At 41.2% G+C, this 25,130-nt stretch carries 20 protein-coding genes and 1 riboswitch; of the genes, 2 read left to right on the forward strand and 18 right to left on the reverse strand.

The features are described 5' to 3' along the window. From cpsA to E7Y33_RS01930, 14 genes are all read right to left on the reverse strand, one after another. Positions 1 to 1,446, reverse strand: coding sequence for an LCP family glycopolymer transferase CpsA (cpsA, locus tag E7Y33_RS01865; RefSeq protein WP_139689492.1), 1,446 nt, complete (start codon positions 1,444 to 1,446; stop codon positions 1 to 3). A gap of 185 nt (positions 1,447 to 1,631) precedes the next feature. Next, positions 1,632 to 3,593, reverse strand: a complete 1,962-nt coding sequence (locus E7Y33_RS01870) for a peptide ABC transporter substrate-binding protein (RefSeq protein ID WP_139689493.1) — start codon at positions 3,591 to 3,593, stop codon at positions 1,632 to 1,634. Positions 3,594 to 3,739: 146 nt separating this feature from the next. Continuing rightward, positions 3,740 to 5,707 (reverse strand): peptide ABC transporter substrate-binding protein, encoded by a 1,968-nt coding sequence (locus tag E7Y33_RS01875; RefSeq protein WP_139689494.1) that lies wholly within the window; start codon positions 5,705 to 5,707, stop codon positions 3,740 to 3,742. 274 nt (positions 5,708 to 5,981) lie between these two features. Next, complete coding sequence (locus E7Y33_RS01880; protein ID WP_139689495.1) at positions 5,982 to 6,494, reverse strand: GNAT family N-acetyltransferase; 513 nt, start codon at positions 6,492 to 6,494, stop codon at positions 5,982 to 5,984. A 135-nt stretch (positions 6,495 to 6,629) separates the two neighbouring features. Continuing rightward, positions 6,630 to 7,595, reverse strand: a complete 966-nt coding sequence (locus E7Y33_RS01885) for a hypothetical protein (RefSeq protein ID WP_139689496.1) — start codon at positions 7,593 to 7,595, stop codon at positions 6,630 to 6,632. Between the two features lie 407 nt (positions 7,596 to 8,002). Further along, positions 8,003 to 8,395, reverse strand: a complete 393-nt coding sequence (gene rpsI / locus E7Y33_RS01890) for a 30S ribosomal protein S9 (RefSeq protein ID WP_000075973.1) — start codon at positions 8,393 to 8,395, stop codon at positions 8,003 to 8,005. 18 nt (positions 8,396 to 8,413) lie between these two features. Then, positions 8,414 to 8,860 (reverse strand): 50S ribosomal protein L13, encoded by a 447-nt coding sequence (gene rplM, locus E7Y33_RS01895; protein ID WP_001044624.1) that lies wholly within the window; start codon positions 8,858 to 8,860, stop codon positions 8,414 to 8,416. A gap of 210 nt (positions 8,861 to 9,070) precedes the next feature. Continuing rightward, a complete protein-coding gene (locus E7Y33_RS01900; RefSeq protein ID WP_139689497.1) occupies positions 9,071 to 10,270 on the reverse strand; it encodes an ABC transporter permease in 1,200 nt (399 codons plus the stop codon). Then, positions 10,267 to 11,160, reverse strand: coding sequence for an ABC transporter ATP-binding protein (locus tag E7Y33_RS01905; RefSeq protein WP_139689498.1), 894 nt, complete (start codon positions 11,158 to 11,160; stop codon positions 10,267 to 10,269). The genes E7Y33_RS01900 and E7Y33_RS01905 overlap by 4 nt, the downstream gene beginning before the upstream one ends. A 251-nt stretch (positions 11,161 to 11,411) precedes the next feature. Further along, on the reverse strand, positions 11,412 to 13,817 hold the full coding sequence (gene pheT, locus E7Y33_RS01910) for a phenylalanine--tRNA ligase subunit beta (protein WP_139689499.1): 2,406 nt from the start codon (positions 13,815 to 13,817) through the stop codon (positions 11,412 to 11,414). A 128-nt stretch (positions 13,818 to 13,945) separates the two neighbouring features. Next, positions 13,946 to 14,992 carry a phenylalanine--tRNA ligase subunit alpha gene (gene pheS, locus E7Y33_RS01915; protein ID WP_008289063.1) on the reverse strand — a complete coding sequence of 349 codons (1,047 nt, stop codon included), beginning with the start codon at positions 14,990 to 14,992 and terminating at the stop codon, positions 13,946 to 13,948. Between the two features lie 273 nt (positions 14,993 to 15,265). After that, complete coding sequence (locus E7Y33_RS01920) at positions 15,266 to 15,916, reverse strand: phosphatase PAP2 family protein (RefSeq protein WP_139689500.1); 651 nt, start codon at positions 15,914 to 15,916, stop codon at positions 15,266 to 15,268. After that, on the reverse strand, positions 15,906 to 16,469 hold the full coding sequence (locus E7Y33_RS01925; RefSeq protein ID WP_139689501.1) for an ECF transporter S component: 564 nt from the start codon (positions 16,467 to 16,469) through the stop codon (positions 15,906 to 15,908). Before E7Y33_RS01925 ends, E7Y33_RS01920 begins: the two co-directional genes overlap by 11 nt. 153 nt (positions 16,470 to 16,622) lie before the next feature. Continuing rightward, positions 16,623 to 16,841, reverse strand: a riboswitch (FMN riboswitch). A 40-nt stretch (positions 16,842 to 16,881) separates the two neighbouring features. Continuing rightward, positions 16,882 to 17,385 carry a tRNA (cytidine(34)-2'-O)-methyltransferase gene (locus tag E7Y33_RS01930; protein ID WP_000181370.1) on the reverse strand — a complete coding sequence of 168 codons (504 nt, stop codon included), beginning with the start codon at positions 17,383 to 17,385 and terminating at the stop codon, positions 16,882 to 16,884. Positions 17,386 to 17,787: 402 nt separating this feature from the next. Between E7Y33_RS01930 and trkA the strand changes: the two genes are divergently transcribed. After that, positions 17,788 to 19,134: a Trk system potassium transporter TrkA gene (gene trkA, locus E7Y33_RS01940; protein ID WP_139689502.1), complete on the forward strand. Its 1,347-nt coding sequence runs from the start codon at positions 17,788 to 17,790 to the stop codon at positions 19,132 to 19,134. Positions 19,135 to 19,137: 3 nt separating this feature from the next. After that, on the forward strand, positions 19,138 to 20,577 hold the full coding sequence (locus E7Y33_RS01945; protein WP_001043426.1) for a TrkH family potassium uptake protein: 1,440 nt from the start codon (positions 19,138 to 19,140) through the stop codon (positions 20,575 to 20,577). Positions 20,578 to 20,666: 89 nt separating this feature from the next. On the opposite strand, the gene E7Y33_RS01950 is transcribed toward E7Y33_RS01945, so the two are convergent. From E7Y33_RS01950 to E7Y33_RS01965, 4 genes are read right to left on the reverse strand one after another with little or no spacing between them, the layout of a single operon-like run. Next, positions 20,667 to 21,596, reverse strand: coding sequence for an ATP-binding cassette domain-containing protein (locus E7Y33_RS01950; RefSeq protein WP_001291311.1), 930 nt, complete (start codon positions 21,594 to 21,596; stop codon positions 20,667 to 20,669). Between the two features lie 10 nt (positions 21,597 to 21,606). Next, positions 21,607 to 22,674, reverse strand: coding sequence for an ABC transporter ATP-binding protein (locus E7Y33_RS01955; RefSeq protein ID WP_070656926.1), 1,068 nt, complete (start codon positions 22,672 to 22,674; stop codon positions 21,607 to 21,609). 8 nt (positions 22,675 to 22,682) lie between these two features. After that, positions 22,683 to 23,609 carry an oligopeptide ABC transporter permease OppC gene (gene oppC / locus E7Y33_RS01960; protein WP_000103695.1) on the reverse strand — a complete coding sequence of 309 codons (927 nt, stop codon included), beginning with the start codon at positions 23,607 to 23,609 and terminating at the stop codon, positions 22,683 to 22,685. Continuing rightward, positions 23,609 to 25,105: an ABC transporter permease gene (locus E7Y33_RS01965; RefSeq protein WP_000759894.1), complete on the reverse strand. Its 1,497-nt coding sequence runs from the start codon at positions 25,103 to 25,105 to the stop codon at positions 23,609 to 23,611. Before E7Y33_RS01965 ends, oppC begins: the two co-directional genes overlap by 1 nt. Positions 25,106 to 25,130: the final 25 nt, after the last annotated feature.

The raw sequence follows: 25,130 nt of genomic DNA on the forward strand, positions 1-25,130 counted from the left end.
CTACTTGCCCTCCATCACATCATTGATAGCAGCTTTAGCAGTAGCTAAACTACTATCGTCAATTTCCATCATGTAGAGGTTACTATCTGGCATAGCATAGGATGGAAGATCTGTTCTACCCGTTCCTTTCAAGTCTTGAGAATTAACCTTATACTTACCACCACTATCCAGCTGGGTATTGACCAAATCCATCATGGTTTCTAGCGGCATATTGGTTTGCAAAGAGTCTTGTAATCCTTTGATGATGTTATCGTAGTTTTTTAAAGCCTCAGTTGACGTCAACTTCTGAATAATAGCAACAATGACCTTTTGCTGGTTCCGACCACGGTCACGGTCTCCATCTGCTAAAGAGTAACGTTCGCGGACAAAGCCAAGGGCCTGTTCCGAATCTAGATGAACATTTCCTACAGGAAAATGGTACTTACCATGCAAAGAAGTGAAATCCTGATCATTATAGACATCAACGCCACCTAAAAGGTCAATCAATTTCAAGAAAGAAGTGAAGTTCAAACGAACATAGTAATTGATATCAACCCCGTATAAGTTTTCCAAAGTATGAATTGACGAGTCCACTCCATAGATTCCAGCGTGGGTCAATTTATCCTTTTGATTGTTTCCTCCATCCGCAATCGGAACATAGGAATCTCGAGGCGTTGTAGTCAGAAGAATTTTCTTGGTATCTCGATTCACAGTCATTAGAATATTCACATCAGAACGAGATACTGAACTAATCGGTCCGTAGGTATCAATTCCACTGACATAAATGTTAAACGTCTGATTTTTAGATACCTTTGGTGCCGCAACATCCTTGGTTAGTTTTTTTGTATAGATTTTCTTAATTTTCGAAGCATAATCTGGATACTCTGCTTCGATGATGTTTTCAAAAACACTATTTAAGACAATTGCTTTCGTTTCGCCAGAAAGCAGACTCTTATAAGCTGCTAGATAAGAAGTACTCTGTTCAACTGTCAAGTCTTTACTCTGTGTCGTCTTAATATCCGCCACCAACTTTTGGATATTATCATTATCTGTTTCAGTCGGACCTGTTACACTATCCAACTGGGTCACATTATTGATTTCACTATCTTTCAAAACGACCACACTCATCGAATACTCTGAATAGTTTGATGTCGCATTGATGTGATTGGTCAACCCTACAAACTGATGAAGTGCAAAGAGTGAGACAGAACTGACTAGTACAGCAAGCGTCAAAAAGAAAACCGTGAATTTCTCGGCTTTTTTATAAACTATCAGTAGAGTTGCAATTACAATAGAAATTAGAATTAAAATCGTAGCCAGAATATTGAGATATCTAAAGGCCAGGATATTATGTTTAAAAATCAAGAACAACAAAAAACCACTCAATAAAAAATAAATGGCTAATAAGAATATATTAATATTTCGCTTCGTATTCCCTAAACGAGCTCTCTTTGAGCGTCTACTCATAATAATCTCCTAAACCTTCATAATTAAAACCATTATATCATAAACCAACAATAAATGCCATTCATTCATTATAGTTAAGCGTTTTTATTTACACCTTTTTCCCAAAAAAAATTTAGGTCATTTACTCGTTTTTAGTTTAATGGATACAAAAACAAGGCTCCTGAATAGGAAACCTTGTTCTCATGTTATTTTACGTGGTTTTCAAACTCTTTTTGGCTCTTTTCGATAGCTTTTTTACTTTCTTCTTCCCACTTAGCCTTGGCTTCGTCAAATTGTTTCTTGGTAACAGGGTCTTTTTGTAATCTCATGTACTTATAATTATTTCCGTCACCCTTGATTCCCACTAGAGAGTAGGCACGTGTAAACGGAGTTACTTTGGTTACAGAGGCTGTACCACCATTTGACATAGCAGACATGACTAGAGAATTGTCAATCATCCAAGCTTGAGCTTCAGCGTATTTTTCATAACGTTTAGCGACATCTTTATTCTCAGCATCTGCTTCTTTCAGGAGTTGTGTATAGGTATCGAGCCCCAAACTCTTAATGAGCTCTTGGTCTTCCTTGGCATCAAGACCAAAAATCTTGAGATAGAAGCCAGTTTCAGCATTGAAGGGATCTAGATAAGTTGATGGATCCTGGTAATCACCAACCCAACCATCAAAGTTTAGGTCGTAGTCACGAGCTGCTGGATTTGGTGCTAGGAAAGCAACATTTCCAAAGTCATCTGTAGAAAGCTGTTGAACATCAATGACGATATTGTCAGAACCTAGTACTGTTTCAAGAGTTTGTTTAACCGAGTTCATACCAGAAACCGCATTTTTATTCGTCTGATCAACAGGGACATCCAAATGGATTGGGAAAGTCACGCCTTGGGCTTCTAATTCCTTTTTAGCTTCCGCAAATTTTGCTTGGGCCTTTTCCTTGTTAAAGTAAGCATCTTGAGCGTCTGCCAAATTGATACCTGACCACTCAGTTCCGTAGTTCACAAGCTTAGAAGCTGTTACTTCTCCAAAGGTCTTATCTCCCACCTGGACAAATGTTGGAGGAACTAGAGTATTACGAAGGGTTTTACTCGCTGCTTCTTCACCGTTAGATTGAGCAGAGTAGGCTGTTCGATCAATACCAAAGTTGATAGCCTGACGGAAATTTTTATTTAAGATAGCTGTTTGAGCTGATTGCTTTTGTTCGTCCGTTGTTTTAGCGGTATGATTATAGGTTTTGCGGTTGACGTTAAAGTTAAAGTACCAAGATGTCTTGTCTTGCAAGCTATAAACGATATTGTCTTGGTATTTTTCTTTTGTCTTAGCATAGTTCGAACTATTTGGATAGACTCCTGCAATCGAGTAAGCACCACTTTCAAAGTTTCGAATGGTCATCTCCTGATCTGACCCATCAAAGTAAGCTAACTTAACTTTTTCAATGGTTACTTTATCATGGTCATAATAGTGTGGATTCTTCACATATTCGATCGAAGATTTTGATGTGAAATCTTTTAACAGATAGGGACCATTATAAAGGATACTGTCTGGTGTCAAGGTACCAAAATCTTTATCCTTTGATTTCAAGAACTCTTCGTTGACTGGGAAAAGAATACTATTGGTTGTCTTTGAATTCCAATACGGTTCTGGTCGAGTCAAAGTGTACTCGACTGTGTAATCATCCAAGGCTTTGACACCAACAGTTGAAAAATCATTAGTCACACCCGTCACATAGTCATTCAATCCCTTGATTGAATTTTGGATCAGATCCATGGCTTGCCCCTTGTTGTCAGCGGCATATTTGATCCCAGTGACAAAATCCTGAGCTTTGACTGAAGCATATTCCTCACCATCAGCCGTATACCACTTGGCATCTTTTCTAAGCTTGTAAGTATAGGTCAAACCATCTGATGAAACAGACCAATCCTCCGCAAGAGCAGGTACGAGGTTCCCATAGCTGTCATTTTCTAATAAACCATCTACAAGATTGGTAATAACGGCAGTGTTATCTGCATAATAATCTAGGAGATAGTTAAAAGTTGTTGGATTCGCACTAAATGTTGATGAATAAGTGCTAGTATCTGTGTTGGACTGTCCACATGCAGAGAGCAAAATCCCTGTCGCTAAGACAAGACCTGTCCCGATTAGTCTTTTTTTCAGTTTGATCATCATTCACTCCTTTATGTCAGTTTTTATAACATAACCATATTTTATCAAATTTATTCAAAAATGTAAAGTTACTGCCTTTATGACAACTGGTGTCTAAAACAAAAAAGGGAGCACAGTTTCCTGCAACTTCCTTTTCTATTTATAGATTACTTGACGTGTTTTTCAAGTTCTTTTTGGTATTTGGCATTTGTCTCGATTTTTTCTTGTTGCCATTTCTTGAAGGCTTCTTCGTATTCTTTTGCAGTCACAACGTCATTTTGCAACTCCAATCCTTTGAATACAAATGGGTCTCCCTTGATTCCGACTTGAGAGTAAGCTTTTGTAAATGGTACAGTACGGCTAACCGTTGGAGAACCACCTGAAGAAGCAACTGGGATTAAGAGCGAGCTGTCTGACACCCAAGCTTGAGCTTTAGCATATTTTTCATAACGCTTATTAAGGTCGCTGGTTTCAGCTGCAGCGTCATCCAAGAGTTTCTTGTATTCGTCCAGTCCAACTTGAGCCATCACTTCTGGATCTCCTCCGCGCTTGATCCCCAAGTGTTTAAGGGCAGAACCCTTCTTAGCATCAAGGATGTTGAGGTAGGTAGCTGGGTCTTGATAGTCTGGTCCCCAACCAGTTCCGTTCAAGTCATAGTCTTTTTGGGATGGAACCTTGGCTTGAGACGTAATGCTCATTTTCTCATTATCGGTCATTTGAAGGACATCAACAATGACATTTTCAGTACCAAGTGATGATTCGATAGACTGCTTGAGTGAGTTGGTTTGTTGAACCGCGATTACATCTGTTTGTTCAACCGGGATATCCAAATGGATTGGGAAGGTAACACCCTTGGCTTGCAATTCTTCCTTGGCTTTAGCAAAGGCTGCCTTAGCTTTTTCAGGACTGTAAATCGTATCCTTGCCATCTGTAAGGGATACATCTTTCCACTGGTCTCCATATGAAACGAGCTCTGCCTGCGCCAACTCTCCAAAGGTTTTTTCACCCACTTGAACGTAGTCATGTGGCACTAGGCTGTTACGGATAATCTTGTTCGCACCTTCTTCACCATTCAATTGAGCAGTATAAGAATGACGGTCAAGGGCAAAGTTTAGCGCCTGACGGAAGTTCTTGTTAAGCAGAGCTTCTTTCGTTGAAGTTTTTTGAGCTTCGTCTGTTTTGGCTGTTTTATTGTAAGATTGGCGGTTTACGTTAACAGTGAGGTAGTAGCTAGTCGCTTCTTGTGGACTGTAGACAATCTTATCGCCGTACTCTTGTTTAGTTGACTCAAAGTTTGAGCTTGTTGGGAAGAGACGGGCTGTTGTATAAGCACCTTGTGTAAAGCTACGAATCAAAGATTCTTGGTCTGATCCATCGTAGAAAGTTAGTTTAATATTGTCAATCTTGACATTGTCCTTATCCCAGTAGTTTGGATTCTTTTCATATTCAATGACTGATTTTGAAGTCAATGATTTCAAGAAATAAGGACCATTATATAGGATACCTGATGGGGTTGGTGCACCGTAGTCGCTCCCTTTAGAATTCAAAAATTCTTCATTAACTGGAAGCATGGTTGCAGTTGTGACCTTAGAGTTCCAGAAACTTTCTGGTTTATTGAGCGTGTATTCTACCGTGTAATCATCAACAGCTTTAACTCCTACTGTAGAGAAATCATTGCTCTCACCACTAACATACTCTGCCAAACCTTTGATAGAATCCTGAATCAAAGAAAGACCATCTGATTTTCCGTCAGCGGCATGTTTAAGCCCAGTAACAAAGTCTTTGGCCTTAACTTCAGCGTATTCTTCTCCATCAGAGGTATACCATTTTACTCCCTTACGAAGTTTGTAGGTGTAAGTCAAACCATCCTTTGAAACAGACCAGTCTTCTGCAAGTGATGGAATTAAGTTCCCATACTTATCATTTTCCAAAAGACCATCAACAACGTTTGCTATAACGTCAGAGGTTGAGCTCTTGCTCGTCACACTATAATCCAAAGAAGATGGATCCATAGCGTAGACATAAGAGAATGTTTTGGGAGCATCCGCTTTCTTTTCACTTTGCCCACAAGCAGTTAACAGTAGGGCTGCACTCAAAACAGCACCTGCTCCTAAGAGCCACTTTTTCGATTTCATAAGTAATCTCCTTAAAGATAGTGTTTTCACCATTATACCCTATTTTTTCATAAAAGCAAGGACTTTCGCCAGATTTTTTAGAAAATTCTAACAAATATTTTTTAAAGGGTTTTCTACATAATTTTTACCAAAAAGCAAAAAAAGCGGACGATTGTCCACTGGGAAAATCAAATTTTAACAGACATACCCAGAGATTCTGAACAAAAAACATTCTTGAATGTCCGTAAAGATTGATGACTCCATTAACCTTGTCAATAGACTGGAAATGATGATATTAGAGCCTCCTTATCTCAAATACTGCTGTATGAACCCACTCATTATGAATTTGTAAATCATTTTCTATCATTCTACTAAAGGTGAAGCCATTTTTTAAAAGCACTCTCTGAGAGGCTAGATTACCTGTTGCCGTTCCTGCAATGATTCTATTAAAACCATAAGTAGTAAACGCTTTGTCTAAAACAAGTTTAACCGCTTCGCTTGCATAGCCTAAATTGCTAACATTTTCCCCAATCCTATACCCAAGCTCTGCTGTTTTCCGATCACCATCTAAGACACTTAAATTGATTCTTCCGACCATAACACCTTGCGAATCTCTAATAAGATGCATATAGACATCACGATTCCTTTGTTCCGTTAACAATTCCCTTGTAATTTCTTTAAAACCTTCTAAATCAAAATAGTTATCTGGTCTGGGAGGTAAATTCCGCTCAAAATACTCTCGATTTTCTTTTTCAAAAGAATAGACATCTAGACTATTTGCTTCAGACAGCAACTCTAAACTGATCATTTCAAATCCTCTCCCATCATTATCCACACTCAAATTTTTGTATGTTGACTTCAGCTAAAATCTTGGATAAGCTGACAAATCTCCCCTTCTCTTCTTAGTAAAAATATTGTTAGACTGGCCTAGCCCTAGCGACTCCTATTCTAATTTTTGTAACAGCTTTACAACTTGACGATTTTCAATCCTCACATAGTATACACCACTATCATTTACAAGTTTATCTTCTTTATATTTAGCAATCTTTACAGCATAAAGACCCCTTGGTAAGGGTTGGTTGGCAAAAAATTCCTTCATGAGCGTCTCAAGCTCTTTAAGATAGTCATCATATAAGAGATCTCTTTTTTCTTTTGGAACGAAATACTGAAATTCAAATGTCGGTATAAAAATCTCTTTTTGGAAAAGATATTGAGCATCCATGGGATACATTCCTTGCAGAGCTTGGCCCTTACTTTGGTTTTCCTCTAATATTTCATTATAAAGATGGATATTATCAGATTGGCTATTAAATTCAAAACGAATACCTTGATACTTCAAATCAGGCAGTTGAGGATCTTTGATTGAACTGTCCAGTGTTTTTAAGAATTCGCTGGTGCCTGGACTAACTTCAATCCCTAAATAGGCTAATTCTGGGAAAACATTATAAATTTTTTTATAATTTTTGTAATCAACCTCTGCATCTGTCTTTCTATATGTTTTATTTTCCGAAAAACGAGTATAGTATTCGAAACGACTCTTAGCCTGATAGGTTTTTCCGGCTATAGTTTCACTATAGGTACCATGGATTATAAATCCTCCCACACTTGTATAGTTTTTCTCGTATTTTTCTAACTCAAACTGTCCTGTAAGACCGTAATTTTGATAAGAACGATGCACAGCTTGCTCAATCTCAGTTCGACTTGCATGGGCAAACAGCCCCCACATATCCATTAGAGAAAAAATCGGACTGAACACTGTGAAGATTACCATTGGAATCACTATGGATAAGCAACCTATTAATATCCAATTTTTATTCTTGGAATTTCCTTCAGATTTTTTACCAGTTTTCTGTTTCCTTTTAAAAATTAGAATGAGCAAAACCACAATCCCTAATACTAATAAAATCAATCTACAATCTCCTTTTATCGTGGATAGCTGTTAACAGGTGTATCGGAGATTGACAGAAATACTCTTCTCACCTACTAACTTATCCTGTATTCCATTTTTCCTGTCTAGCATACGAGACATTGCATTGAAATCACAATGTTCTCCCACACCAGAAGCTTTCTAAGCAATTAGAATCAAATGAGCTACGAGGAAACGCTCATTCCTAGCAATGGACACTAGCTCCTTGACAATTCAGGTAGGTGGATCTTGAACACCATAAACTCGTCTGAAATGAGGAACAGTCCTTACCTCATTATACCATATGAGAGATATCGTGAGAAGATGAGAGAAGCAAACACTCCTTGATGTGAAGCATAAAAAAGAACACCCCAAAAGGTGCTCTTTGTAAGTATAGTAATTCTTTCGAATTAACGTTTACTAAATTGTGATGCTTTACGAGCTTTCTTAAGACCTGGCTTCTTACGCTCAACTTTACGTGAGTCACGTGTAAGAAGTCCTGCGCGTTTCAATGAATCGCGGAAGTCTGGGTCTACTTGAAGAAGGGCACGAGCGATACCGTGACGGATAGCTCCTGATTGACCAGCGTATCCACCACCTACAACGTTAACGAAAACGTCGTATGAACCTACAGTTGAAGTAACTGCGAATGGTTGGTTGATAACAAGACGAAGGTCAGCGTGTGGGATGTACTCTTCAACATCTTTTTTGTTAACAGTGATTTTACCAGTTCCTGGAACAAGGCGAACGCGTGCAACAGCGTTTTTACGACGTCCAGTACCTGCATATTGTGCTTGTGACATACTTTATTGTTCCTTTCCTTAGATAAGTCCTGAAATATCAAGAACTTCTGGTTGTTGTGCAGCGTGAGTGTGCTCAGCTCCAACGAATACTTTCAATTTCATACCTTGAGCGCGGCCAAGAGTATTGTGTGGAAGCATACCTTTAACTGATTTTTCGATCAAACGTACTGCATTTTTAGAACGAAGTTCACCAGCAGAGATTTGTTTCAATCCACCTGGGTGGTTTGAGTGAGTGTAGTAGATCTTATCAGTTGCTTTTTTACCAGTCAATTTAACTTTTTCAGCATTGATAACGATTACGAAGTCACCTGTATCAGTGTGTGGTGTGAATGTTGGTTTGTTTTTTCCGCGAAGTACGCTAGCAACAACTGCTGAAAGGCGTCCAAGAGGTACATCAGTTGCGTCAACAACGTACCATTTGCGTTCTACTTGGCCTGGTTTAGCCATGAATGTAGTTTTGTTCATGATTTCTCCTATATGAATATCGTTTTTGTTTACTGGGCGGATGTTCCGGTCCGCGGGGTATTTGAAAGGTTCCGGGGCCTTACAAATGGGGTAAACAATACCGTCTACTATCATACCAAATTTTACTACTAAAAGTCAATAGATATGAAAAATATTTTTGCCGATTTCAGTGTTTAACATCTAGAAAAACCTCGCTTTTGCGAGGCTCTCCTATTTATAAGCTAAGGCACGTTTAAAGGTTTTCCAGATTCCCAAATCATCTGTTTGAAGGACTAGACTAGCATACATGCGTCCGATAAAGGCAGTTGCAGTGACTGCAAAGACAACCGTTATGGCAAGCGAAATCCAAGCTTCTAGACCACTTGCATAACCATTGATGGCTCTAAATGGCATAAAGAATGTCGAGATGAAAGGAATATAAGAACCAATCTTCAGAACTAAATTGTCCCCAGCAGCACCTAGAGAGGTCACACCGACAAATCCTGCTATAATCAAGATCATCAATGGCGACAAGGCTTTTCCTGAATCCTCAGGGCGAGAAACCATAGATCCTAGGAAGGCTGCTAAAACAACGTACATAAAGAGACTAACCAAGACAAACAATAAGGTATTGAGCGAGAAAGCCTCTCCTAGATGATTTAAAATTCCAGATTGCGCCAAGATAGGGATATCTTTAAAGAGCAGAATGGCAGCCAGCCCACCCACGACGTAAATGCCAATATGAGTCAAAATCACAAGAAGTAGAGCCAGCATGCGAGCGTAGAAATAATGACTTGCTCGGATACTAGAGAAGACCACCTCCATGATTTTGGTTCCTTTCTCGCTAGCTACTTCCTGAGCAGTGACACTAGCATAGGTAATCAAAATCATATAAAGGAAGAAACCAAGCCCTGCGGCCGCAATGGTCTGAACAATTTTTTTGTTTTCCTTAGATTCATCAATCTTCTCAGTAAAATCAACGGTTTGACTCAGGCGTTTTTCCTGCTCTTGGGACAAATTGGCCGCCGAGCGATTGAGTTGGTATTGAAGCTCATTGAGTTTATTGGTTACTGCTAGCTTGATGCCTGTTTCAAGAGAAGTTTCACCATGGTAAACGGCTTTGATGACACTATCCTCTTGATCAATGGTTAGGTAACCCTTGATTTTTTCATCCTTGATAGCAGCTTGAGCACTGGCTTCATCTTGATAGTCAAAGTTAATACCATTGGTACCCTTGAGCCCTTCTTCCACAGATGGTACAGTTGTCACTACTGCTATCTTACTATTCTTGGCCATAGACGACCCTTGGAGATAGCCGATTCCTACAGACAAACCTAAAAAGAGGAAAGGCGAAATCACCATAAAGAAGAAACTCCAGGACTTGACATGTCGCAGATAAGTTTCTTTAATAACTACCCACATATTTCTCATACTTCCACCCCTGATTCTAGTTTAAAGATTTCATCGATTGTTGGAGCTTGTTGGTCAAAGGTCGCGATGTATTGACCTTGAGTAAGAATCGGGAAGAGTTCTCTACCAGCGTTCTCATCATCTAGGATCAATTTCCAACTGCCTTGCTTGGTCAAGCTCACCTGTTTAACATGAGGAAGTTTTTCCAGTTCTTCCTTGCTTCGTTCACTTGAAACAAAGAGACGTGTTTTACCGTATTGATTGCGGACTTCCTGGACCGGTCCATGCAAGACTACACGCCCATCTCGAATCATGAGAATATCATCGCAAAGCTCCTCGACATTGGTCATGACATGGTCTGAGAAGATAATGGTCGCACCACGCTCTTTTTCTTTTAAGATGACCTGCTTGAGCAGCTCAGTATTGACTGGATCCAGACCACTAAAAGGCTCATCCAGGATAATCAAGTCAGGCTCATGGATTAGAGTAATAATCAGTTGGATTTTCTGCTGATTCCCTTTTGAGAGACTCTTGATTTTGTCGGTCAATTTGCCCTTCACTTCGAGTTTTTCCATCCATTGAGGGAGTTTCTCCTTGACCTCCTTGGCATCCATGCCCTTTAGAGTCGCCAAGTAGCGAACTTGTTCAAGGACTGTCAGCTTGGGCATGAGGCTGCGTTCCTCAGGCAGATAACCAATCCGAGCATAGGTTTCCTGACGAATATCCTGCCCATCCAGACTGATCTCTCCTTGATACTCTAAAAATTTCAACATACTGTGGAAAATCGTTGTTTTCCCAGCACCATTCTTCCCGACCAAGCCCAGAATCCTTCCTGGACTTGCCTGAAAATCGACACCAAACAAGACTTGCTTGGGACCGAAACTTTTCTCTAGACTTCTTACTTCTAACATTTTCCACCTCCGAGATATGTTGCACTTATTATACTCCTTTTTGACAGCCTTTACAACGATTTATGTCCATTTTTAACATGATATTTTATAGTTAAAAATACCGTTTCTAAGGATTTTAAGTGCTTCAGTGTTAGCTTTAGTATAACTCATGAAAGACTGTCTGGGAAGATGTTTTTCTCAACTGTCGCTTTTTATTCCTGAACGGGCATTTTAAGAATTTAAAAATCCACCCCGAAGGATGGATTGATGAGTTAACGTACTTCTGCACTCACTTTTTCTTCGAGTGATGCTTGGATTTTTTCCATGTAGCGTGCGACTTCTTCGTCTGTCAAACTGTCTTCTGGATTTTGGAAGGTCAAGCTATAGCCCATTGACTTCATACCAAGTCCTAGTTTTTCGCCTGAGAAGACGTCAAAGAGTTTGATATCTGTCAAACGTTTCACGCCTGCAGCTTGGATGGCATCAACAACTTCTTGATGGCTAATTTCTGCCTTGAGAAGAAGGGCAATATCACGGCTGACTGCTGGGAATTTCGTGATTTCCACAAATGGAGCAGCAGGTTGGAGCACAGCTTCGATGGCTGAAAGGTCGAGCTCCGCTACATACGTTTCTGGAATATCATAAGCCTTAGCAGTGACTGGATGCACTTGGCCAAGGAAACCAAGAACTTGGTCACCGAGCGAAATCACGGCTGTACGTCCTGGGTGAAGGCTAGCAATCTCAGCTGTTGCTGTATAAGTCACTGCAAGTCCCAAACGAGCAAAGAGGGCTTCAAGGATTCCCTTAGCATAGAAGAAATCAACTGGAACTGCTGCCGTTTGGAAATCTTTTTCTGCAACCAAGCCGGTTAAGGCAAAGGCAAAACTGTTGATTTCGTTTGGAAGTTCTTCTTTTGGATTGCCTGTTTGTTCAAAGACTTTTCCAATCTCGTAAAGAGCCAAATTTTTGTTCTTACGAGCCACGTTATAGGCTACCGTATCAAGGATACCAGAAATCATATTTTGACGAAGGACAGAACGGTCCACAGTCATTGGCCACATGAGTTCAGTCAGCTTACTTGGTTGAGCTGTGAACTCTACTGCTTTCTCAGGAGTAGTCAGAGCGTAGGTGATAATTTCTGTCAATCCTGCCCCTTCAGCGATCGTACGAACTTGACGACGGAGTTTCTGTGTAGCTGTCAATTCACCAGCTGTGCCGTCGTCTTTTGGAAGGCTAGTTGGCAAGCGGTCGTAACCATAGATACGAGCGATTTCTTCAAAGAGGTCTGCCTCGATAGTGATATCCCAACGACGACGTGGGACGCTGACTGTAAAACTATCTGCATTGCCAGAAAGACCAAATCCAAGACGACGGAAGACATCTTCTACATCAGCATAGGAAAGCTCAGTTCCGAGGACACGGTTAACGTCTGCAAGAGTTGAAGAAACCTCTACATCAGAAGTATCCAACTGCCCTGCTGAAACGATTCCTTTACGCACAGTCGCACCTGCAAGTTCCGCAATCAGGCTAGCTGCCGCATCAAGGGCTTCATTGACTGTTGCCACATTGATGCCTTTTTCAAAGCGAGAAGATGATTCAGAGCGTAGGTTGAGGCGGCCGCTAGTCTTGCGAATCGATTTGCCATTGAAAACAGCTGCTTCAAGGACCACACGACTAGATTTTTCAGAGATTTCTGTAGCTTGTCCGCCCATAACACCTGCAAGAGCTACTGGTTTGTCTGCGACAGTGATGACTAAGTCATTCACGTCCAAATCACGTTCTTCACCGTCCAAGGTCACCAATTTTTCACCGACACGCGCTCCACGCACACGGATGTCATTCCCTTCAAAGGTATCCAAGTCAAAGGCATGCATAGGCTGACCAAAGTAGAGCAAGATATAGTTGGTTACGTCCACTACGTTGTTGATAGGACGGATACCTTCATTCATGAGAAGGTTTTGCAACCATTGTGGACTTGGTGCGATGGTCACGTTGTCCAAGATACGGGCTGCATAATAAGGCGCCTTGTCTGTGTCAATGCTGACAGAAAGAGCATCTGCTGCAATCTGGTCCGTTTCAGCAAGAGAATACTCTTTAAAGCTAACTGCCTTGTCATAGATGGCTGCCACTTCGTGCGCTACTCCACGCATAGATAGAGCGTCTGCACGGTTTGGCGTGATAGAAAGTTCGATGATTTCATCATCCAAGTCTAGGTAAGAGAAGACTTCCTCACCTGGAACGGCATCTTGAGGCAATATTTGGATTCCATCTGCGAATTCCTTCGGTACAACCGAGTCAGAAATACCTAGTTCACCAAGCGAACAGATCATTCCAAGTGACTCTAAACCACGGATTTTCCCTTTTTTAATCTTGTAATTATCAGCAATACGAGCTCCCGGAAGTGCCACCATGACCTTGATACCAGCACGCACATTTGGGGCACCACAAACGATCTGACGGGCTTCTTCTTCGCCAACGTTAACCTGACAAACATGGAGGTGAGTTTCTGGTACATCTTCGCAAGACAAGACCTCACCGACGACAATTTTTGAGAGACCGGCAGCCGGTGATTCCACACCTTCGACCTCAATCCCTGTAGTTGACATTTTTTCAGCCAACTCTTGTGATGGCACATCAATGTCCACCAACTCTTTTAACCATTTATAAGATACAAGCATAATTCTGATTCTAAGATCCCACCAAGTGAGATCTTTTCAATTCCTTTCTTTTTCTTCGAGTCAGTCATTTCTTTTTTAACTATATAAAATGTGAGCGACTGTATAGGACTGTGTTTCAGGTTTCAATCTTATTTAAACTGTTCTGAGAAGCGGACATCGCCTTGGTAGAATCCGCGGATATCGTTGATTCCGTAACGGAGCATAGCGACACGCTCTTGACCAAGACCAAAGGCAAATCCAGAGTATACAGTCGCATCGATTCCACTCATTTCAAGGACACGTGGGTGAACCATACCTGCCCCCATAATCTCGATCCAACCAGTTTTCTTACATACGTTACAGCCTTCTCCACCACACTTGAAGCAAGAAACATCCACTTCAACAGATGGCTCTGTGAATGGGAAATAAGATGGACGCAAACGAATTTGACGCTCTTCACCAAACATTTTTTGCACAATCAACTGAAGCGTTCCTTGAAGGTCCGCCATAGAGATATTTTTCCCAACAACCAAGCCTTCAATTTGGTGGAATTGGTGACTGTGAGTCGCATCGTCCGTATCACGACGAAATACGCGCCCCGGTGAGATCATCTTCAAAGGACCTTTTGAAAAATCATGAGCATCCATAGCACGCGCTTGAACTGGAGACGTGTGAGTACGGAGCAAGATTTCTTCTGTGATATAGAAAGTGTCCTGCATATCACGAGCCGGGTGGTCTTTTGGAAGGTTCATGCGCTCAAAGTTGTAGTAGTCTTGCTCTACTTCAAAGCCATCCACGACTTGGTAACCCATCCCGATGAAGATATCTTCGATTTCTTCACTAGTTTGAGTGAGAACGTGACGGTGACCTGTCGCAACTGGGCGACCTGGAAGCGTAACATCAATGCTCTCACTTGCTAGTTGAGCTTCCACTTTCTTTTCTTCCAAGAGCTTAGCTGTTTCTTCAAAGGCCGCTGTCAAGACATCACGCGCTTCATTGACGTGTTTCCCGATGATTGGACGCATCTCAGCAGAGACATCCTTCATCCCTTTGAGGATTTCCGTAAGCGACCCTTTTTTACCAAGGACAGAGACACGCAAGTCTTGCATCTCTTTTTCATTTTCAGCAGTAATCTGCTTCAAGCTAGCCAGCGTTTCTTCGCGAAGCGCTTTTAATTGTTCTTCAATAGTTGACATAATTCCTCCATCAGTCGCTTATCAGATAAAAAGAAAACCACATGCCAAAAACTCCACTCGGAGCGTTGACACGCGGTACCATCCGTTTTCATCTGACAAGTCAGACCTTCATTTCTAAATCCATGCGCAAGTGAATTCGCCCAGCTTTCATATAGAGAGCTTGCAGTCACGGCTCTCCTCCCTGATATACTTCCCTTGGGCTACTAGTCTTGCAGATTTCTATTCAATTACTACTTAGTTTATCAGATTTTTACCATTCTTGCAAGACCTATCTCACTTCTGCTTGCCTTTAAATCGCCATTGGAAGCGAAGCTTGTCATAGAAAGGAAATTCGATAAACAAGACTCCCAAGCCCACACAGAAACTGGCAAGAACATCTGATGGGTAGTGAACTCCCAGATAGACCCGAGATAGGAGCACACTGACTAGGTAGAAGCCAAGGACGATTTGCACAATTTTTCTCCAGACTGGATCTTTAATTCGTTGACTGAGAATGACAATCAAAGTGCCTACCATCAAGGTTACAGCCAGAGAATGCCCGCTTGGGAAGGAAAATCCCTTCTCCTCGACTAAATGTAAGATAGCTGGTCGTGGGCGCTGGTAAATATTTTTAAAGGTCACGATTAAAAGACCAGCTAAGGCTAGATTGCCCGCCATGAAGTAGCTTTCTATTTTCCACTGCTTACGATAAAAGATAACGGCTGCGATGGCAACCCAGGTGATAATCACTGGGATATCGATCAGGCGTGTGATGGCTCGGAACAGAACTGTCAAATAATCTGGCAAGTCCCCACGAATAGCTGTCTGAAGCGGTTGGTCAAAACCGACCAGCGTTTCAGGATAGAACTTAACCATATAGCCAAGAAGGACGAAAAGTAAAAGGGCAAAACTGCCCTTCATTAAAAATGTTTGTTTATCTCTCATAATGTTTTAAGGTTGGTTTCAAGAGGACGTACAACAACCAGAATGAAACGGTAAAGATGATACCTTCAATCAGGTTAAAAGGTAAAACCATAGTCATCAAGTAGTTAGAAAGTCCTATAATTTCTCTAATATCAAAGTTGGCAAACTGCGCGTATAAAGGAACCGCATAGACATAGTTGAGAACCAACATCGCAGAAGTCAATCCAAAAGTTCCCGCTAGAGATGCTAGTAGGAAACGAAGGGTGCTGCGTTCCTTTTTCCAAATCATAGCAAATACGATGACAAAAACTCCCAAGGCTACAATATTCATTGGCAACCCAATGTAAGTATTCACTCCCTGACTATTGAGAAGTAACTTCAAGAGTGATCGCAGCAAGAGAATCCCTAGAGCAGCAGGCAAATCCATCACCACCAAGCCCACAAGGACTGGCAAGATACTAAACTCGATCTTGAGGAAGGTCGCCGCTGGCAAGAGCGGAAAGTCAAAGTACATCAACACAAATGAAATGGCTGATAAAATCGCAATGGTCGAAAGTCGACGTGTGTTTGTCATAACAGGTTCCTCCAATTTTCTATAAAATCAGAAGAAGTTGGAAAGGATCCCTCTATCTATTCTCACTTTTTATATCCCAAAAGTTCCCTCTCACTCTTTTGAGCAAGCGGTTGCAATTCATCTATAAACTCATCAGAACAGACAAAGCCATTCTTTCGTCTTCTCCCATCCAGACTATACTGTCGGTTGTGGAATCGCACCACATCAGCTTGCGCTCGCGGACTTATTTGGCTAAGATATTTTAGATTTATCTAAGCGTCGCAGTCGAAGATAATACTTAAAGTATATCGAGACAAGACAACGACGAGAAAGCTAAATTAGCTAGTCAAAATTACCGCCGGTCGGGAATCTCACCCTGCCCTGAAGACCCTTTAATCATAACAAAAAACGCTTGCAAGTGCAAGCATTTTGTTTATTTCAATTTATCCGCTTCATAGGTGTGAACGAGCTCTAAACCAGCAAAATTTTGTTGACGAAGAGCCTCATAGACAATCATGCAGACCGTATTAGACACATTGAGGCTACGGACATGTTCATCATTCATAGGAATACGGAGAGCCTTCTCTGGATGTTCACGCATAAAGTCCTCTGGCAAACCCTTATCCTCACGTCCGAAGAGAAAATACTGATCTTCACCGCTTGCCAAATTTGCCTCAGAATAGACCTTTTCTGCAAATTTCGAAATCAGGTAGACTTGCCCTTTCATCTGAGACATGAAATCTTCCAAACTGTCATAAAAATAAATCTCTAACTTATCCCAGTAGTCCAAACCAGCCCGCTTCATCTTGCGATCATCGATAGGAAAGCCCATAGGCTTGATGATGTGGAGGGGAGAATTGGTCGCAGCGCAAGTACGCGCAATGTTACCTGTATTTTGTGGAATCTGAGGTTCAAATAATACAATGTGATTTGTCATGACTGGCTTCCTTTTATCATTGCAAAAAAATAGCCACACTGCCCGGAGTCAAGCTCAGCAAACAGCGTGGTTAAGGCGTCGTTAACTTACCTCACAACAGGTTTGAAGTAAATCAGCGAAACTACTTCCTTAGTATAACACTTTCAGAATCATTGTCAATAGAAACGACTTGATTTTTTTACTTTTTTTTGATGATATTTTCATGTTTGGTCATTCCCTTTCTGAAAAGGTATGGTAAAAGAGCCAAATCACTTCAAATCGGAGCCATCGTTATAGAAGTTAAACAAATGTATCTTCAAAAACTTGAAAAAGGCCTTTCTTGCCCTAAAAATCGCCTTAGCAAGTGCATTTTTTGCTAAAAAAGGGTATGATAGTTACATCATGAAAAAGTAGGTTTTTTATATGAAAATTGTCCTTGTTGGCGGAGGGAAAGTTGGTTTCGCCCTCTGTCGTTCACTGGTTGCAGAAAACCATGACGTTGTCCTCATCGAACAAGATGAGGCTGTCCTCAATCACATTGTCAGTCGCTTTGATATCATAGGACTCCTTGGAAATGGTGCTGACTTTGCCATCTTGGAGCAAGCCGGTGTTCAAGAGTGTGATATCTTTATTGCTCTAACAGAATACGATGAAGTGAATATGATTTCAGCGGTACTTGCTAAAAAAATGGGCGCTAAAGAAACCATCGTTCGGGTTCGAAATCCAGAGTACTCCAACTCCTATTTTAAGGAAAAAAACATTCTTGGATTTTCTCTCATTGTCAATCCTGAGCTTCTAGCTGCCCGTGCTATTGGGAATATTGTCGACTTCCCAAGTGCCCTTTCGGTCGAACGTTTCGCTGGAGGTCGAGTTAGCTTGATGGAGTTTGTTGTCAAAGATGCTAGCGGTCTTTGCCAGATGCCCATTTCAGAATTTCGGAAAAAATTTGATGTGATTGTGTGTGCTTTGGAGCGCAACCATGAGTTGATCATTCCCGGTGGTGAAATGACCCTTCAAGATAAGGATCGCATCTTTGTTACAGGAAATCGGGTCGATATGATGCGCCTGCACAATCATTTTAAAGCTCGGACTGTTAAGAGCTTTCTGATTATCGGAGCAGGAAAAATTGCCTACTATCTTGTCGGTATCTTGAAAGACAGCCGCATTGACACCAAGGTTATCGAAATCAATCCTGAAAGAGCCCGTTTCTTTAGTGAAAAATTCCCAAATCTCTATATCGTTCAGGGAGATGGGACAGCCAAAGATATCTTACTAGAAGAAAGTGCTCCTCACTACGATGCGGTCGCAACCTTAACTGGGGTTGACGAGGAAAACATCATCACCTCCATGTTCCTTGACCGTGTTGGCGTCCAGAAAAACATCACCAAGGTCAACCGGACCAGTCTTCTAGAAATTATCCATGCACCTGATTTTTCAAGTATCATCACCCCAAAAATCATTGCAGTGGATACCATTATGCACTTTATCCGAGGTCGGGTTAATGCCCAATATTCAGACCTTCAAGCCATGCACCATCTCGCAAACGGTCAAATTGAAACTCTCCAATTCCAAATCAAGGAAGCTAATAAAATGACTGCCAAACCTCTATCACAGTTGAAATTGAAAAAAGGGGTTCTCATCGCAGCCATTATCCGAAAAGGAAAAACAATCTTCCCTACTGGAGAGGATATGCTTGAGGTGGGAGACAAGTTACTCGTGACGACCTTATTGCCAAACATCACCAAAATCTATGATTTGATTGAGAGGTAAAAAATGAATAAAAGTATGATTCGTTACCTCCTCTCAAAACTTCTCTTGATTGAGGCTGTTCTTCTCCTAGTCCCTGTTAGTGTAGCGATCTATTACCAAGAATCCAATCAAGTATTTATCGCTCTCTTTTCTACGATTGGCATTTTAGTCCTTCTCGGTGGTCTAGGCGTTTTACGGAAACCGAAAAATCAACGGATTTATGCCAAGGAAGGGGTCTTAATTGTTGCCCTCTGTTGGATTTTATGGTCTTTCTTTGGCGGCCTCCCCTTTGTCTTTTCAGGACAAATCCCCAGCGTCATCGATGCCTTCTTTGAAATCAGTTCTGGATTTACGACTACAGGAGCAACTATTCTGAACGATGTTTCCGTTCTCACTCGTTCCCTCCTCTTCTGGCGAAGTTTCACCCACTTGATCGGAGGGATGGGGGTACTCGTCTTTGCACTTGCCATTATGGACAATGCCAAGAATAGTCACTTGGAGGTGATGAAGGCTGAGGTCCCTGGACCTGTCTTTGGCAAGGTCGTATCCAAGCTAAAAAACACTGCCCAGATTCTCTATCTGCTTTATCTGGCTCTCTTCTCCCTTTTTGTGGTTATCTACTATCTAGCAGGCATGCCTCTCTATGATAGTTTTGTCATCGCTATGGGAACGGCAGGAACTGGGGGCTTTACCGTCTATAACGACGGAATTGCCCACTATGGTAGCTCGCTCATCACCTATCTAGTTAGTATCGGAGTTCTGGTTTTTGGAGTTAACTTCAATCTCTACTACTACCTCATGCTCCGTCGGGTTAAGGCTTTCTTGGGAGATGAAGAACTACGAGCATATATCATCATTGTCCTAGTTTCTACAGGCTTGATTACGCTTAATACACTCCACCTCTATCAAGGTGTCTCTAAGAGTGTTGAAATGGCCTTCTTCCAGGTTTCCAATATCATCACGACAACAGGTTTTGGTTACGGAGATATTACCAACTGGCCCCTCTTCTCCCAATTTATCCTCCTCTTCCTCATGGGAATCGGTGGATCAGCTGGCTCAACTGCAGGTGGTCTTAAGGTGATCAGAGGACTTATCCTCTCTAAAATCGCAAAAAATCAGATTTTGTCCACCTTATCCCCTCACCGTGTTTTGACTCTACACGTCAATAAAACTGTGATTGATAAGGATACCCAGCACAAGATTCTTAAATATTTTGCTATCTATATGATGATTATTCTCTCCCTCATCTTTATCGTCAGTCTTGATAGCAATGATTTTCTAGTCGTGACCAGTGCGGTCTTCAGCTGTTTTAACAATATCGGACCTATTCTAGGTACAACCTCGAGTTTTGCCATCTTTAGTCCCATCTCTAAAATCCTACTCTCCTTTGCAATGATTGCAGGTCGTTTAGAGATATACCCAATTTTGCTACTCTTTATGAAACGTACCTGGTCTAAACGTTAATGATAATACAATTCCCCTTTTACAAGCTAGTAGAAGGGGAATTTTTTCTATTAAAAATGAGAAGACCTTTCGGCCCTCTCCTAGTCTGTTTATTTTTTAAGAGCTTCTTTGTATCGAGCAACTTCTGCTTGATTGGCCCAAACATAGTGACCTGGACGAATTTCTACCATAGATGGCTTGTCTGTCTCATAGTCATGTTGGTCAGGATCGTAAACTTTCAAGACCTTCTTGCGTTCCAAGATTGGATCTGGAATCGGTACAGCAGATAGAAGCGCTTGAGTGTATGGGTGGACAGGATTGTTAAACAACTCCTCTGTCTCCGCCACTTCGACGATAACTCCCTTATAGATAACCGCGATACGATCTGAGATAAAGCGAACAACTGACAAGTCATGGGCGATAAAGAGATAGGTCAAGCCCAACTCTTTTTGGAACTTCTTGAGCAAGTTCAAGACTTGCGCACGCACTGATACGTCCAAGGCTGAAATTGGCTCATCCGCAATAACGAAATCAGGTTCCATCACAAGAGCACGGGCAATCCCGATACGCTGGCGTTGACCACCAGAAAACTCGTGTGGGTAACGGGTCAAGTGTTCTTTCAAAAGTCCAACTTCATGAATCATCTTTTGAACTTTTTCTTTTCGATCTTCTTCATCTTTAAACAAGTGATAGTTGTAAAGACCTTCAGAGATGATATAGTCAACTGTTGCACGCTCATTCAAGCTGGCTGCAGGGTCCTGGAAAATCATCTGGATGCGACGGATCAAGTCTGATGATTCCTTATGAGATTTTTTCCCATTAATTTTATGACCATCAAAGATGATTTCACCTTTACTAGTATTATTTAGACCAATAATAGCACGACCAATGGTTGTTTTCCCACTACCAGACTCACCAACAAGAGAGAAGGTTTCTCCCTTGTTGATAAAGAAGTTGGCGTTTTTAACTGCGACAAACTTCTTACTTCCTTCACCGAAGGAAATTTCTAAATCTTTAATTTCTACTAATTTTTCAGACATTTCCTTCCTCCTAGTCTTCTAGATGAGCAAAGCCCATTTTATCACGAATCTTGTCATGCAAATCTGCAATGACCCCAGGTTTTTCAACTTTAGGAGCATTCTCATGAAGCAACCAAGTCTTAGCCCAGTGGGTATCCGTGACTGAAAACTGAGGTGCTTTCTGTTCAAAGTCAATTTGCATCGCATAATCTGACCGAAGGGCAAAGGCATCACCTTTCAACTCAGTATAAAGAGACGGTGGTGTTCCTGGGATAGAGTACAATTCCCCTTTATCATCAGCAAGCTGAGGCAAGCTAGACAAGAGACTCCAAGTATATGGATGACGTGGATCGTAGAAGACTTCCTCAACAGTTCCGTATTCTACAATTTCACCAGCATACATAACCGCTACCTTATCGGCAATACTTGCTACCACACCAAGGTCATGGGTGATAAAGATAATGGTAAAGTGGTACTCATTTTGCAAGGTTTTAAGCAAATCAATGATTTGCGCTTGAATGGTAACGTCAAGGGCCGTTGTTGGCTCGTCACAGATCAAGATATCTGGACGACAGGCAAGGGCAATCGCAATAACGATACGTTGGCGCATCCCTCCAGAATATTGGAAAGGATACTCTTCAAAACGTTTTTCAGCATCTGGGATTCCGACCTTGTTCATATAGTCGATTGCCATCTCTTTGGCTTCCTTAGCTGTTTTCCCTTGGTGTTTAACGATAACTTCAGTGATTTGGCTACCGATTGTATTGATTGGGTCCAAACTTGTCATAGGGTCTTGGAAGATAGTCGCAATTTTAGCACCACGAATCTTCTCCCATTCCTTGTTAGAAGTAAGAGCAGTCAAGTCTTGTCCACGATAGTCGATGCTTCCTTGGGCAATACGTCCATTGTCTTCTAACATCCCTGTAAAGGTTTTTGTTAAAACAGATTTACCAGAACCGGACTCACCTACCAAGGCAAGAACTTCTCCTTCAATCAAGTCTAGAGAAACTCCTCGGATAGCCGTCAGAACTTTGTCACGAACGTCAAATTCCACGACAATATCACGAGCAGTCAAAATTACATCTTTTCCTTTTATCATGTCTACTCCTATCTATGTGTACGTGGATCACTAGCATCCGCTAGGTTTTGACCAACAACGAAAAGAGATAGGGATACCAAGATCAAGGTTGTCAATGGAATCCAGAACAAGTAAGCGTTGGTCGTAACGTTTTGTGAGTAATCTGAGATCAAACGTCCCAAACTTGGCACTGTTACAGGCAATCCCAATCCAAAGAAGGAAAGGAAGGCTTCATAAGAGATGAAGCTTGGCAACATCAAGGTCATTGTAGAAACAATAACAGATACCAATTGTGGCATGATGTTTTTAACAATGATTTTAAAGGTTGGTGTTCCAAGTGTTTGAGAAGCAAGGTTGTATTCCAAGTCACGGTAACGCATGATTTGGATACGAATCATATAAGCAATCCCAATCCAAGTTGTCACACTCATAGCAAAAATCAAATTCCAGAAACCAGCACCAATTGAGTAAGTCAAGACAATGACAATCAAGAGAGATGGAATGTTTGAAATAATGTTATAAACTTCCATCATGACGCGGTCAACAGATTTTGAAATTCCCCAGATTCCACCAACAATAACCCCAATTACAAGATTGATAAAAGTTGCAATGACAGAGATGAGGATAGAGTTACGCGCACCAAACCAAACTCCGTCAAACAAGGATTTACCATTACTATCTGTACCAAACCAATGTTCAGCATTGGGTTTGATAAAACGAGCAGAAAAGTCATTGACCTTACTTACATCGTTAAAGTCAAAGTTTGAGAACATTGGATAAATAAAGCTCATCAAGATAATGGCAACCAAAATCCCCAACATAATGACTGTTGATTTTTTCTTTAGAAATTGTCTAAATACAGAACCCCAGTATGAATAGGCAGGAGCATCAATTGTTTCAGAGGCAAAATCGTCACGTTTTACGAACTGAAATTTTTCTTTATCAATTGTTGACATTATTTGCCTCCTTTCTCTGTCAATTTAATACGTGGGTCAAGCATGGTCATCCAGATATCTCCTACAAAGAGTGAGAAGATAGAAATACACGTGAAGATGAAGACAAGACCAACTACCATTGAGTTGTTTGATGCCTTAACAGAGTCAATCAACATTTTACCCATACCTGGGAAAGCGAAGACTGTTTCTGTCAATGTTGCACCACCGATAACCCCGATTACGGCACCAGGAATACCTGAAACCAAAGGAACCATGGCATTTTTAAAGATGTGTTTATTTGAAATTTCTTTTTCAGACAAACCTTTTGCACGAGCAAAACGAACGAAGTCCTGAGATTGCAAGTCGATCATGTAACGACGAATCCAGATAGCTGTACTTGGCGCACCCAACAAACCTAGAATAACTGCTGGTAAGACATAAGAACGCCAATCTCCAGCCCCCAAGATAGGGAATGAGTCAGGCAGACCGATAGATGATCCAATCAAGCGCACAATATATACCAAAGCAATCGTTGGAAGTGCAAGCAAGAAGGTCAGAGCACCTGTCGAGAAGCTGTCAATCCAAGTATTTTTGTGGCGAGCCATAGCAGATCCAAGTGGAATCGCAATCGCATACGAAATAATCAAACCAATCAAACCAGCAACCGCTGAGCTTGCGATCATTGAAGGGTATTGGTAATTGCTTTCTGTAGCCGTGTAAGGATCGTCCTTACCATAGTTTGCCACCTCACGTGCGTCTGCTTGACTTGGTGATTTGTAGGTACGAGAGTAAATATCTACAGATGAAGTCTTTTTACCTGTAGGGAATTGAACTTCTGATGTCTTAGTTTGTCCCTGACCTTGTGTGATAACTTGAAGCACTGGTGTGTTTGCATAAGTTGGGTAAGAATCTCCCAAGTTAATGTTCACAAAGTTTTGGTGTACAAATGGGAATTGATTGTTGAAATACAAAAGGTATTTATGTTTTGTACCTGAACCAACCAATGACCAACCGATAGCAGGATCATTTTCAAAACGAAGATAACGTTGCAAGTTTGGATTTTCAGGGTCTTGAATCTTGTTTGGATGATCAATGTCAATCAAGTTGGAATAGAATTTGAAAACACGTTCAAAAATCGGAATTTCACGCGTAGCATAGAATTGACCACTTTCTGAGAACACACCAAGTGTCCAACCATTTCCTAGTTGGTTGATGTATTTTTCGTAGATTGCCTTATTGGTATCATTGGCATCCACTGTTACAGATGAGTCCATTGTGCTCGCTCTTTCTTGCAACTCTTTGGTATCGTAGTACTCGATATAGCCCATCCTTTCATAAACGGTATTTTCATAATTATCCCGCTTGTCCGGTGTCGTTGCAATCTTGTTATAGTTGGTATCCTGCTTGAAAATCAATTTTCGAGGAACCATCGTATAAATAATTGTGTATGTCAAAGTTGTCACCAAGAAAATAGACAACAATGAACGCAATACACGCATAAAAATATATTTCTTCATATCGTTTCCTTTTAAAATCCCAAAA

This window comes from Streptococcus oralis (assembly GCF_006175905.1).
Lineage (GTDB): Bacteria > Bacillota > Bacilli > Lactobacillales > Streptococcaceae > Streptococcus > Streptococcus oralis_BG.